General features: G+C 43.1%; 16 protein-coding genes. 5 read left to right on the plus strand and 11 right to left on the minus strand.

From position 1 onward, the window contains the following. Positions 1-127: 127 nt before the first annotated feature. The 11 genes from BROSI_RS07960 to BROSI_RS08010 all read right to left on the minus strand — a co-directional run bounded on the left by BROSI_RS07960 (position 128) and on the right by BROSI_RS08010 (position 10,073). The gene (locus BROSI_RS07960; protein WP_052563210.1) at positions 128-2,419 is read right to left on the minus strand and encodes a tetratricopeptide repeat protein; all 2,292 of its coding nucleotides are present in this window, start codon (positions 2,417-2,419) and stop codon (positions 128-130) included. Positions 2,420-2,448: 29 nt separating this feature from the next. Continuing rightward, a complete protein-coding gene (gene phoU / locus BROSI_RS07965) occupies positions 2,449-3,120 on the minus strand; it encodes a phosphate signaling complex protein PhoU (protein ID WP_052563212.1) in 672 nt (223 codons plus the stop codon). Between the two features lie 116 nt (positions 3,121-3,236). Then, positions 3,237-4,022: a phosphate ABC transporter ATP-binding protein PstB gene (pstB, locus tag BROSI_RS07970; protein ID WP_052563213.1), complete on the minus strand. Its 786-nt coding sequence runs from the start codon at positions 4,020-4,022 to the stop codon at positions 3,237-3,239. A 131-nt stretch (positions 4,023-4,153) separates the two neighbouring features. Further along, positions 4,154-5,032 carry an ATP-binding cassette domain-containing protein gene (locus BROSI_RS07975; RefSeq protein ID WP_157842442.1) on the minus strand — a complete coding sequence of 293 codons (879 nt, stop codon included), beginning with the start codon at positions 5,030-5,032 and terminating at the stop codon, positions 4,154-4,156. A gap of 23 nt (positions 5,033-5,055) precedes the next feature. Beyond that, positions 5,056-5,727, minus strand: a complete 672-nt coding sequence (gene modB / locus BROSI_RS07980) for a molybdate ABC transporter permease subunit (RefSeq protein ID WP_052563216.1) — start codon at positions 5,725-5,727, stop codon at positions 5,056-5,058. A gap of 151 nt (positions 5,728-5,878) precedes the next feature. Next, complete coding sequence (locus BROSI_RS07985) at positions 5,879-6,088, minus strand: TOBE domain-containing protein (RefSeq protein WP_052563217.1); 210 nt, start codon at positions 6,086-6,088, stop codon at positions 5,879-5,881. A gap of 135 nt (positions 6,089-6,223) precedes the next feature. Further along, positions 6,224-7,033: a molybdate ABC transporter substrate-binding protein gene (modA, locus tag BROSI_RS07990; protein ID WP_082059115.1), complete on the minus strand. Its 810-nt coding sequence runs from the start codon at positions 7,031-7,033 to the stop codon at positions 6,224-6,226. A gap of 11 nt (positions 7,034-7,044) precedes the next feature. Then, a complete protein-coding gene (locus BROSI_RS07995) occupies positions 7,045-8,544 on the minus strand; it encodes a hypothetical protein (RefSeq protein ID WP_052563219.1) in 1,500 nt (499 codons plus the stop codon). 157 nt (positions 8,545-8,701) lie between these two features. Next, positions 8,702-9,109, minus strand: a complete 408-nt coding sequence (locus tag BROSI_RS08000; protein ID WP_052563220.1) for a TOBE domain-containing protein — start codon at positions 9,107-9,109, stop codon at positions 8,702-8,704. A gap of 160 nt (positions 9,110-9,269) precedes the next feature. Beyond that, positions 9,270-9,614 carry a winged helix-turn-helix domain-containing protein gene (locus tag BROSI_RS08005; RefSeq protein ID WP_052563222.1) on the minus strand — a complete coding sequence of 115 codons (345 nt, stop codon included), beginning with the start codon at positions 9,612-9,614 and terminating at the stop codon, positions 9,270-9,272. A gap of 153 nt (positions 9,615-9,767) precedes the next feature. Then, positions 9,768-10,073: an NHL repeat-containing protein gene (locus BROSI_RS08010; RefSeq protein WP_052563223.1), complete on the minus strand. Its 306-nt coding sequence runs from the start codon at positions 10,071-10,073 to the stop codon at positions 9,768-9,770. 69 nt (positions 10,074-10,142) lie between these two features. On the opposite strand from BROSI_RS08010, the gene BROSI_RS21305 reads away from it, so the two are divergent. The 5 genes from BROSI_RS21305 to BROSI_RS08035 all read left to right on the plus strand — a co-directional run bounded on the left by BROSI_RS21305 (position 10,143) and on the right by BROSI_RS08035 (position 12,556). After that, the gene (locus BROSI_RS21305; RefSeq protein WP_052565720.1) at positions 10,143-10,391 is read left to right on the plus strand and encodes an AbrB/MazE/SpoVT family DNA-binding domain-containing protein; all 249 of its coding nucleotides are present in this window, start codon (positions 10,143-10,145) and stop codon (positions 10,389-10,391) included. Beyond that, the gene (locus BROSI_RS08020; protein ID WP_052563225.1) at positions 10,388-10,705 is read left to right on the plus strand and encodes a type II toxin-antitoxin system VapC family toxin; all 318 of its coding nucleotides are present in this window, start codon (positions 10,388-10,390) and stop codon (positions 10,703-10,705) included. Before BROSI_RS21305 ends, BROSI_RS08020 begins: the two co-directional genes overlap by 4 nt. 308 nt (positions 10,706-11,013) lie before the next feature. Then, a complete protein-coding gene (locus BROSI_RS08025; protein ID WP_052563227.1) occupies positions 11,014-11,205 on the plus strand; it encodes a hypothetical protein in 192 nt (63 codons plus the stop codon). Further along, a complete protein-coding gene (locus BROSI_RS19040; protein ID WP_082059116.1) occupies positions 11,202-11,378 on the plus strand; it encodes a type II toxin-antitoxin system HicA family toxin in 177 nt (58 codons plus the stop codon). Before BROSI_RS08025 ends, BROSI_RS19040 begins: the two co-directional genes overlap by 4 nt. Positions 11,379-12,208: 830 nt before the next feature. Further along, a complete protein-coding gene (locus tag BROSI_RS08035) occupies positions 12,209-12,556 on the plus strand; it encodes a hypothetical protein (protein WP_157842443.1) in 348 nt (115 codons plus the stop codon). Positions 12,557-12,692 lie beyond the last annotated feature (136 nt).

Genomic DNA, 12,692 nt, shown 5'->3' on the forward strand with positions numbered 1-12,692 from the left:
GGGACAAACAACTGTTCCCCGCTGGCGGGGGCGAAGGGGGTGGACTCCAGTCGGGAAAATTTGTATTTATAAGTAGCCGAAGACCTAATTTAATGTTCACTATAGCAAAGATAAAAGGGAGAAACGGTTATTTCTTTATCAAGTCAAGTTCTGAAATTAGCGGAAATATATTCGAGTCCTTTATATAATTCGGGTCGTATTGCAGCATTTGGAGGAAGTGTTCTCTGGCTTTTTGCTTATCCCCTTTTGTAAAGTAGACCACGCCGATATTCTTGTGAGCGCTGGCGTTTTTCGGATCATACTTTATGGCCATCAGAAACTCCTGCTGCGCTTTATCGAATAATCCCTTTTGGCAATAGACTGCCCCAAGGTTGTTGTGGGCATTGGCATGATTGGGGTGCAATTCCAGGGCCGCTTCGAGTTCAGATATAGCCTTGTCTAAATCGCCTTTTTCGGTATACACATATCCCAGATTGCTGTGTACTTCTGCATAATTATTATAGACTGCCAATGCCTTTTTATACTGAGCTATGGCTTCGTCTAACATGCCTTTTTTAATATACGCACTGCCGAGGTTGTTAAAGACCTGGGGATTATGCATGCCCATACTGACCGCTTTCTGAAAATACGTGATGCCGTTATCCAGCAAGCCTTTTTTAATACAGGCATTTCCGAGATTATAGTAAGCCTGGGGAAATACAGGTTTATATTTTATTGCCTCAACATACTCGGCAATTGCCTTGTCGATGAGTTCCTTGTCTATGTACATCGTTCCCAGGCTATTATGCCCTTCGGGATAATTCTTTTTTAAACGAACGGCTTCTTCTAGTTCGCTAATGGCCCTATCCAATTTTCCTTGCTTGTAAAAATAATTTCCCAGGTTATTATGCGCATCATAATTTTGGGGCTGTTTTCTCAGAATAGCTGTCCAAAAGGTATACTCGTTCTGCCAGACTTTATTTCTCAAGATGGTTTTTGTTGTAAAAAAAATGCATACGAGTGATAGAAAAAGCAGAGTGAAGAATTTGTTCAATGCAGTTTTGCCCTGGAGAAACCTCTTTTTTACAACAAATTTTTTTGACTTTTCTTCAAAAACATCCCTTAGTTTCCCCAGTTTATAGGGGGATTGAGGGTGATTGCCAGATAATTTGGTTGTTAGCTTGCCTAACAAAAGTCCACTCATGACAACACAAAATCCAGCAACCGGAAAATAAAGATACCGTTCTGCCATGATATGACCAATGGGGATAATATTTAAAACGGGCAGTAACGCAACAAAGAAACAAAGCATAAACAGGCCATATATACCCTTTACGGTTTTGAAAATAATGATACCCACGGCAACAAGGAGAAAAACACTGGTAATGAAGGAGAAATTGAAGACGGATAAGACCGGGGAAATCGTATAATCAGCGCTCAGACGGAACGGGAAGAACATAAGCTTTACATAGGCAGCCAGTATCTTGGTCATCGTCATAAAATTTATCGCAATGCTTCCCTTTACATAACCAGGGGATATTTCTAACGGGTTTTTTAAGATGACAAAGCGAATCAATACATAAAAAAGACTTACCAGGATGTATCCAGAATAATAGGTTAAAAAATCTTTAATCTGACTTGATTTTGTAGGTCTAATGGCCTTATCGTTGTTTGGTTTTACGAGAGAAACCGGATTTACTATTCCCTCCCCAATTGAGGGAGTGAAAACTGGGTTTTTCCGTTTACAGAAAAACCAGAAGAAGAGGATAAATAACGGCGTAACGATAGCCGTCTCTTTGGAAAACAGTCCTATCAGGTAGGTTGTGAGAGCCAGCACATAATAAATCCTCCTGTGCCACTGAGATGCAAGGCGGTGTGGTTGTCTGTTGCTTGTCCCTCTTTTTCCTTGCTGAGAAAGCGGGAGAGGCGGTGTGGCCGGGTATGCAATAAGATATCTCCGTCCGGATTTCATCAGACAAAGGCACGACAACAGAGAAAACAGGGCAACGAAGATATCTTCCCGGTAGCTAATGGCATTTACGGCCTCCGTCACGCAGGGGTGGATTGAAAAGAGAACGGACGAGAGCAATGCAACGGAGCGTATTCTTATAAGCCATAGTAAGAGAGAGTACAGGATGACGCCAGTTATTGCATGGAGAATGACATTGGTCAGATGATATCCGAAGGGTTTGATGCCCCAGACTGCGTAATCAAGAAAATAGCTGAGGGTAACAACAGGGCGATAGCTTAATTCATTGGAAAGGTGAAAATAATCTCTGCTGAAAATTTTGGGAGTATTATGGAGTGATCGTATAAAATAATTATCTTCGATCACACCGATGTCGTCGTAAACAAACCCACTATGGAGTGAATTTAGAAAAACACATACGGGTATAAGTACCAGGAGGATATAGGGGACTTTGGGATTTTGTATTGCCACGGAAGAAGGTTTTAAATTTTCTTAAGAAACTAAGGTTCTTCGAGACTATAACTACGGTGTTTGACGACCTTAGCTTTGACAATGTAGACAACTTCTTCGGCAATGTTGGTGGAGTGGTCGGCAATTCTTTCCAGATGGCGGGAAATGAGAAGCAGGTGAACGGCGCGTGTTATATTTGCCGGGTCTTGCATCATATAGGTCAACAGTTCCCTGAATATCTGGTCATTCAGGGAATCAACCGTGGAATCCCGTTCGTATACCGAACGGGCTAGTGCAGTATCCTTGTTTACAAATGCATCAATGCTGTCTTTTACCATGGTTTGAGTAATTGCCGCCATCCTTGGGATATCGATGAGTGGTTTTAGTTGTGGTTCCTGGTTGAGCGGGATTACTCGTTCTGCAATGTTCACGGCAAGGTCACCCATGCGTTCGAGGTTGTTGGTAATTTTGATTGCCGATGTGATAAACCGGAGGTCAATAGCCATGGGCTGTCGTAATGCCAATAAATCCACACATTGTTTATCAATCTCCAATTCTAAGGAATCTACCTGTTCATCACTTTTCACAACAAGCCGGGCCAGCTCGCTGTTCCTCTCGATAAGGGATTTTACCGCATTGGCGATGGCGGTCTCTACCATAGAAGCCATCTGGATAAGATTCTTTCGGAGCGCTCCTAATTGTTGATCAAAATGCCTTTCCATGTAGTATCACACCATAAAAATATTTTTTAAACAAGTTTTTTGCCTCCCCATATCCCCTCCTTGCGAAGGGGAAAGAGGGGTGGTCTATTTGGTTGCAGCTAGGTGGCACTAGGTTATTACCCAAATCTCCCCGTAATATATTCTTCTGTAACCTGTTTTTCAGGATTTGTAAAGATCTCTGTGGTTATATTATACTCTATTAACTGCCCATGCAATAAAAATCCCGTATAATCAGAAATACGCGCCGCCTGTTGCATATTATGGGTGACAATCACGATTGTATAGTATTTTTTTAAATCTTCAATGAGTTCTTCTATTCTGGCTGTTGCCGTGGGATCCAGTGCGGAACACGGCTCATCCATTAACAGGACTTCAGGGTCAACTGCCAGCGCCCGTGCAATGCAAAGCCGTTGCTGCTGTCCGCCGGAAAGTCCCATTGCGCTCTGGTCCAGCCGATCCTTAACTTCATTCCATAGGGCGGATTTGGTCAAACTATCCTCCATAATTTCATCTAATCGTTTCCTGTCTTTAATTCCGGATAGTCGGGGTCCAAAGGCCACATTATCGTAAATGGTTTTGGGAAATGGATTCGGTCTTTGGAATACCATGCCAACGCGCCGTCTGAGGTCGACCAGGTCGATATCGCGGTCATATACATTTTTGTTATCCAGCAATACCTTTCCCTTCACCTGTACTTCATTGGTGATTTCGGAGATACGATTGATCGACTTGATCAGGGTCGATTTCCCGCAACCGGAAGGTCCTATGATTGCCGTAACATTGCATTCAAAAAAATCCATTGAAACATCGTTTATGACTTTGCGATCCCCATAAGAAAAGGTAAGTTCCTCAAGCTTTACCTTTGCCTTTTGTTGTCCTTTTATGCTGTGTTCAACTTCCATGAGAAAAGACCCTCGGATTTAAATCAGGCATTTGTCGATTTATTATGCCACCAAAAGATAAACTACAAAGAAAAATTTCACAAAAATAAAATCTTATACCGTATAATTATTAAGAAATTGTTAAGATTGTGTTAAGATTTCGTAAAGACCTTAAATAAGATCACGTCGGAAGACTTGGCGCCGATTACCACATCATCTCCGACCGTTAAGTTCAGCCGGTGTATTTCTTCCGTATCAATAAGAGTCTTAAAATACTGGCCCTCATGCATAACGGTAACGGCGGCCATAATGGAGTCGGATTCTAGATCCACCACCTTTCCTACGATCTGAATACGCGTGCTTAGTCTCTTTCCCATAAATATCTCTTCCGGTGTCCCCCGCTTCACTACCTTGCCGGACTCCAGCACGATCACATAATCAGCCAGTTTGTACACCTCCGTCACATCATGGGTTACATAGAGCGTGGTTATGCGAAGCTGTTTTAGGATCCGTTTTAAATCCTCCTGTAATTGCCTGCGTGTTTCCCAATCCAGCGCTGAAAGCGGTTCATCCAGGAGCAAGATATCTGGTTTCCTGGCCAGGGCACGGATCAGGGCAACCCTTTGCTTTTGCCCCCCGGATAATTGAGCGGGATAGTGACGTTCGTAGCCGGATAACCCTACCAGGGATAAAAGGTCTTTTGCCTCTTTCAATCTCTCTTTTTCTTTTATCCCATACGCTACGTTTCTTTCCACCGTTAAATGGGGAAATAAGGCAAAGTCCTGGAATACAAATCCCACGGAACGTTGCTGAGGGAGGATATCAATCGCTTTTGACTCATCATACCACACTTCTTCTCCCTTATGGATCATCCCTCCGTCAGCCCTTTCCAAACCGGAAATCAGGCGCAATATACTCGACTTTCCCGCCCCTGAAGGACCAAATAAGGCTGTTACTTTTTCATGAGGAATCTCAATATTTACATTCAGTCCGAATTCTCTCCATGTTTTTTTAATACAGACCTTTATCAAGACAAAAGACCCCCACATTCCCATTAGAACATGCGCATAAAAAAACGCCTATTTATAAAATAAACTACCGTGAGTACGACAAATGAAAATGCCAGTAAAATGGCCGCATAAATATTCGCAGTTCCGTAATTCAACGCCTGCACCTCGTCATAGATAGCTACTGAGGCAACCTTTGTGATTCCTGGAATATTTCCGCCAATCATCAGGACAACTCCAAATTCACCCACGCAGTGCGCAAAGGAGAGTATGCAGCCCGTTATAATGCCTTGCCGAGAGAGTGGAAAAATAACGAAAAGGAAGGTATATAATTTAGACCTGCCAAGGCTCCATGATGCCTCGAGCAATCTTTTATCTACCCCCGTAAAAGCAGACTGAAAGGGTCGTATAGCAAAGGGCAGGTTATAGATGAATGAACCCACAACAAGTCCTTGAAAGGAGAAGGCCAGTGTCTTGTTAAAAATACCCTCGTACCAACGCCCAACAAAACTGTTTCCCCCAATGGCCATGAGGAGGTAAAAGCCCAAAACGGTCGGTGGAAGAACAAGGGGCAAGGCTACCACAGACTCAACGAAGAACTTCCCGCGAAACCTTGAAAAAGCAAGCCAGTTGGCGAAAGGGATGCCCAAGATAAATAATAAGAGTGTTGTAATGGTAGAAAGCTTTAAGGTTAAGAGAAAAGGTGCCGCAAAATCCATGGAAAGATAGTCCTGTAGTTTAAAAGTATTTAGCCTATTTACGTCTGTACATACGGGTATTTTACATAATAACGACTAGTATGCAAGGAGTTAACATAATTTAACGTGTATGATTTCTCTCTAATTGGTACGACCTCTTGTTTTCTTCTGGTTAGTCTACCATGATCATCACGTTGGAAGCTTTGATAACGGCGTAAACCTCCTTGCCTTTTGCCAGTTTCAGTGTTTCTGCCGAGTGTTTGGTAATTACCGATATAATTTCAGCCCCGCCCGGCAATTCTATATCCACTTCCGTGTCCACCATGCCATGCTTCACCTCTTTGACTTTACCTTTCAAAATATTACGAGCACTGATCTTCATGCCTTTCTCCTTTCCTCCAGAGACGGTTCCAGATCACCAATCTCTATGATAAAATCAGGATATCTGGGTCCTCAGGGGAAACCGTTCCCCATTTATAAGCAAGTTAACAATATTTTACCTTGAAATATTGTTACTCTATTTTGGGAGTACAAAACCATACTCTGAAAGTATTTTTCTTCCCTTTTTTCCTTGCACAAACTTCAAAAAAGTCTTTATGTCTGATTTATCTTTACCCCTTTGCAATACTGTACAAACCTGTTCCAGCTTATTATATGATTCATCGGGAATGATCCAATAATTTCCGTCATTCACCATCTTGGGTGAAATTGCCAGAGACAGGGCAATAATCCCCGCATCAGCCGCTCCCGTTTGAACAAACTGTGCCGTTTGTGAAATGTTTTCGCCAAAGACCAGTTTGTTCTGAACCATATCCCATAATTGATAATATCGAAGCGCCTCCTTGGCTGCGCGACCATACGGTGCGTGCTTTGGGTTTGCAATGGTCAGTTTTTTTACTTCAGGCTTCAAAACGATATTGAGCCCTTTTTGGGGATTTAAGGCAGGCCTTTTAGGAATCCAGAGCACAATCTTCCCGATAGCATAAAGGTATCGCTGGCCTTTTACGGCGAGCCCTTCTTCTTCAAGACGAGTTGGATAGGTAGCATCCGCAGAGAAGAATAGGTCAAAAGGGGCACCCTGTTTAATCTGTGCATAAAAATTACCAGAGGAGCCATACGATACATCAACGTGAATGTCAGGATTTGCCTGCTCAAAGATATGACAAATATCATCCATGGCAAACTTTAAATCAGATGCGGCTGCAATAAGGATTTTTTCATCTGCGCGGACGGTATTGTGAAAAGCTATGAATAAAAATAGTAACCAGGTTGCACATGCTATCGATAGAAAACCCGCAACCCGTCTTTTCGGTATTTCCAAACGCATTATGTCCTCCTTTAAAAGATCATTTGATATTGTAATCTGAATCTGTTTTCGTCTTTATCTTCTACTGCGGTCTCTGTTACGAAGTGTCCTACGTCAGCCTGTACCTGTTGGCGATGTCCGCGCATGTAATAATTGATGCCAACCGTATACTCCGTCTGAACATCATCCCGTACATCCTCATTAGGATCAAGCATGGAGTAACGGGCAGCAACTTCCAGTTTTTTGGGCAGCACAAAATACCCTGCCTGGGTATAGAAACCGTCAGAAGTTATTGAATCGCCGTCACCTTCCGGGTCATTCTCCCGTATATAATATTCACTATCCCAGGTAAATCCCCTGTATCTCACACCCAGGTCAACATTGCCGATTGCAGAATCGGTGTCTTCCAGCTTTTTATCCCTCTCCTTTGCATTATAAACGAATGATGCGCCAATGACGGCCTTTAAATTTTCTTCGTATTTCAGGTCAGTTTCATCCCAGCCCGTTGCTAAGTTGTAAGAATTATACCATCCAAAGGGATAATACCGTGCAGTAAGCACATACATGAGTTCGTTGTCGACGTTTTCATCCCTACCAAACGCCTTTGAGGGATTTTGACCGGCGCCGCGGAAAACGGCTGCGTGGTATTCCGTATGGGCATTAAATGGTCGTCCAAAGATGTCCAGGCCGTAATCGCGGTCCTGTTTAAATGCATCGCTGGCAATGGATCTGTCCTGAAGCAGGAGCTTAAAACCTGATGAATTCCATTGACGGTTAGCCGGAACCTTAAAATATCCGGTCTTTACACTGAACGCTTCCTCGGCTGCCGCTGGCGTCCACCAGATATAATAATCCCTCAGATTTGCCTCAAAGCTGTCTGCGTCAAGTTCCACGTTATAATACAGATCCTTGCTATAGATATTGCCGCCAAAGCAAAGCCTCGCCCTGCGCACATCGATATCGGTTATATCAGCTTCGTCAAAATCCTCATCCTTGTCCTTGTAGGTAAAGCGTGTCTGGAATCTGAAACCCACATTTAGGGAATATTTTCCATCTTGTGTTTGAAAACCTATGGAGGCCTTTTCCTTGTCGGGCAGATAGTAGCCGTTAACAGGTTCATTTTTGCCAGGTAAACCTAATCCCAGTTTTTCCCGCGCCTCGTCTGATGCAAGGTAGTTTTCCACTTCTTGTTGTACCTCTTGTTTCATTTCCTGCTTTACCTCTTCTTTGATCTCTTCTTTTGTAGCTGCTACAGGTTTTTCACTTATAGCCTCGAGACGGTTTTTCAATTCTTTTATTTGCTCTTGCTGGCTTAATGCCAATGCCTCCATCTGTTTCATCATTTTCTGCTGAACGAAAAATGCCTCTTCCATCTGTTGTAATTGTCTTTTCAGGTCATCTATTCCACCTTCAAACACTTCCTTGCTCTGAACAACATCCTGGGCAATTGCATTCTGTGCTTTGCCAGCAGAACATAGAGCACAAAATACCATAGCCAGCGATAAACCATATTGAAACCATCTATTTCGCATGTATCCTCCTTTTCGTTATTGTTATATCATTTGTGACATAACGCATATATAAAAATGGGCATCAGATTCTACCGTAGCCAGCCCTATAAGGTATTTCAAATAATATACCCGAAAACAACGTATTCCCGACTGTACACCTCCTTTTAATCTCTTCATGCTAAATTTCCTTTGATAATATCAATTCCGTTGATTTTACAATGGCCGTTACTTCATTTCCTTCCTGAAGGTTCATTTCTTTAAGAGAGGTATTGGTAATGATGGCATGGAGCATATCACCCTGAGATTCCAGATAAATCTTTGACAATACGTCCCCCTGAACGATCTCCCTGACAACCCCTTTAGTCCTATTCCTTGCACTCAGCATCCCCGAAAAGGATTTTGCAAGCATGATATCCGTACCCTTGATGAGCACAGATATAGCATCACCCACCGATAGATGCATATCTTCACATGATGCCCTTGTGATGATGACGCTCAGAGGTATGTCCTTCCATAAGATTTGCACATGGGCATGGATCTGTCCTTGTGTTATGCTGACAATTGTTCCGCAAAGTCTATTCGCCATCCACCACTACCAGAGAATTTCAATATCAGTTCATCCCCTCTTTCCAGCGGTGGGGAAAAACGTTTCCTCCGTCTGTCCCCTCCGTGAGGGGGTAAAAGGGGGAGGTGGATGAATTGATACGAATTTTACAATAAAATACAGACACGAAAAACGGCAAGTTTTATGAGGATTTCTTGCTTCCAAACATATGTTTGAATTCCTTTTCCATCAATGAGGTCATCCGATCTGTGAACTTTTGGTATTTCAGGAGCAGTACCTTTGCATCCGGTGTCAGGGTTGCCCCCCCTCCACCCTTCCCCCCGGTAGTAACCTCCAGTAATTTTATCCCAAGTGCCTTTTCTGTTGCCTTGATCTTTCCCCAGGCAGCCCGATACGACATGCCCAGTTCCTTTGCCGCAGCATTCAAAGAACCCAGACGGTCTACAGCTTCCAGCAACATCCTGCGCCCCTCAGCAAAGGCCACGCCGCCATTTTTTTCAAACCATATCTTAAATTTTACGTTCATATTTGCAATGCATTATGTCGAAATAGATACAACGATGTCAAGGAAAAATTTGTTTAAATGGGGAAAGCCATGCGTATTTCCTCCCTAAAAAGGGGATGCAGGGATGTGTTCTCACTGAAAAACTTCGTTCAGAGAAATAGTTACGTTTTTCCTTCAGACTCCGGTCTTCTGACTAATGACCAGGAGTTGCCGGAAAACCGGGATGAAATCGATAGATATAATACGGCGGCTCATCTTAATCTGCTTTGCGGATTTCATCATAACATCTTGAAGGGCGCTATCGGTAAAGTAGAGAACTCCACCGGGCACGAAACTAAAACCATCAGGGCAGTGAAATTTTCTAGGATCCTTAAATAATGTCTGGAGTTTGCCTCCTTGGTCAATCCTATGGATGGCAGCATTCTCCATATCGGTAATATAGATATTTCCTGCATCATCGGTGGTAAGGCCGTCACTCATTGTTATGTCGGCAAGCTTACCATAAACAGTTTGACATTATTTTGGTATTAGATAAAATTGTTACTTGACATTTTTTATCGATCATACTATTGTTTTACAGGAGATTTATCGACGGAATCAGTAAAAGTTTCCCCAAAATATCAGGTAGTTATCCCACAATCAATCCGTGAAGCATTGAAAATCCATCCGGGAGAAAAATTCCATATTTTGCAATATGAGAGCCGGATAGAATTTATTCCTGAAAAAGAGATGAAATCAATGCGTGGCTTTCTCAAAGGAATTGATACAACAGTAAAATGGGATAACGATCGGATATGAATCTTGTCGATTCCTGTGGATGGCTCGAATACTTTGCTGATGGCCCTAATGCAGACTTCTTTACCCCTCCAATTGAAGACACAAAGAATCTTATCGTTCCTACCATATGCATTTATGAAGTATTTAAGCGAGTCTACCAGCAACGTGGTGAAGGCGCAGCATTACAAGCTATTGCATTAATGCATCAGGGTAAAATTATATCATTAGATGACACCTCTGCTCTTCATGCTGCCAAATGTAGTATAGACCATAACCTTCCAATGGCTGATAGTACTATACTTGCAATTTCTCGATTGAAAAAAGCCACCATATGAACTCAGGATGCGAATTTTAACGGTATCAGGGGCGTCAAATATATCGAGGCACAAAGGAAAAGAAAAAGTAACTAATCCGGCGCTCAACGCGGACGAACAAAAAGTGTGAGCGGTATTTTTGTCTTGATTTATTCCAGTGAGAAGGGTATTTTTACCGGACAAAGGGGAGAAGTACGCCTTTTTCGAGCATACGATTTTAAAGAATATCAGAGTTCTCAAAATATTTCCGTGAAAACATGATGTCCTATGGAGTTTTATTGAAAAACCATAGAATGTGGAGTTGTACAAAAAAATATAGGAGAAATAACATGGAAAGGAAAAAATATGTATATTGGCAAGATGGTGATACGTGGCTGGGTTACCTTGAAGAATATCCAGATTATCAGACTCAAGGAGAATCACTTGAAGAATTAAAAGAGAATTTAAAAGATATTTATCAAGAATTAACTAGCGGTAACATTCCATGCATACGTAAGGTTGCTGAGCTTGAAGTTGCATGAAAAGAAGAGATTTAATAAAGCAAATTGAAAAGATGGGGTGTATTTTAATCCGTCACGGTGGAAAACACGATTGGTACCAGAATCCTACAACAAAAGTGTCGCAGCCTGTACCAAGACACAACGAAATTAAAGAATATTTAGCCAAACATATAATAAAAATGCTTGAAAACTAAGCGCCGAATAAGGTACTCCACCTGACAGCTATTCCGCGCAAGGCCTTTAAGAATAGAATAGATGACGTAATTTTCTGTGTCACTTCAAGAAGTAGTGCAAGTTTTGTAGGTTGGGTGAAGCAAGGCGCACCCAACAAACCATTGTGCCGATGGGTTCACTTCGTTTAACCCATCCTACTCGAATACTCGCCTTAACGGGGTTGGCCCAAGGTTATATCCTTGTTGTGGAAAGAACCGGATAGTGCGGGTGGAAACATTACTCCTCCGCACTCATTCACCGCCTAGAAAGGGGTAATTTTGTCTTGATTTATTCCAGTGAGAAGAGTATTTTTACCGGACAAAGGGGAGAAGTGCGCCCTCTTCGAAAGGATGACTTTAAAGAATACCAGAGTTCCCAAAATATCTCTGTGAAAATATGTTATCCTCTGAAGTTGTTGTATTGAAAACCATCGAATGTGGAGTTGTATAAAAACGTATTTCTGACTGCAGCCGTGTGATTGAATCCCCAAGGGTTGGGAACGGCGGCTTCGTTCAACTATATTTTATCGGTAATTAAGCTTGTGAAGAGGAATCATAAGATTATTACTTTGCATAGCAGATTCTGATAAAATAGGTACGGTTTTATTCCACTGTTCAACTACGGATAATATACTTAATGTTGGCAAGAGCTGAATGACCATCCACTTGAGCGAGATCCCTTGGGAGGCGGTCGCGGCAATCGCAACCTTTTTAGCGGTCGTCGCTGCGCTGGTTCCAATCTGGCGTGCGCACGGCGACGAAAGGCGCACGCCAAAAGCCTCAGAATTCGTCTGTGATCGAAGCTCATCCTCTTGCGGCCAAGCCTGGGCCGGGTTGTGCAGGGAGGCCATATCAATTACCCGGCAGCGGTCCTAAAGAAGGAGGAATTCCGCGAGGCGGTTCGCTCGATTGGCGCCATGATGCAGGAGTCATCCGTTCTGGAGCCGGAGGATCAGGATCGGCTCGGCATGGCATTCGCGAACCTAGAAATGACCGCAGGGCTCTACGACACCCCTGAGCTGACCGTGGACAGCACCAAGGACGTACTGGCATTGATCGACAAGGCGGTTTCAGTCATGGAGAAGTGTGGCCTATTGCACGGCCCCGTCCAGGCGCCCTGGGAAAACGGTGGGAAGGAACAAAGTAGCCGTGCAGGCTAATCTTGCGTTCGAGCGGATCGCCGGCCCGCCTCCGCTTGCCGCTCAAGCGCGGCGTTAGACACTAGAGAATATGGGTGCGAATGCTTTTGATTGCTCTATGAGAGAGTTAGTTATGGCCAATTCAACTGCTTTGATT

Source organism: Candidatus Brocadia sinica JPN1, from assembly GCF_000949635.1.
Lineage (GTDB): Bacteria > Planctomycetota > Brocadiia > Brocadiales > Brocadiaceae > Brocadia > Brocadia sinica.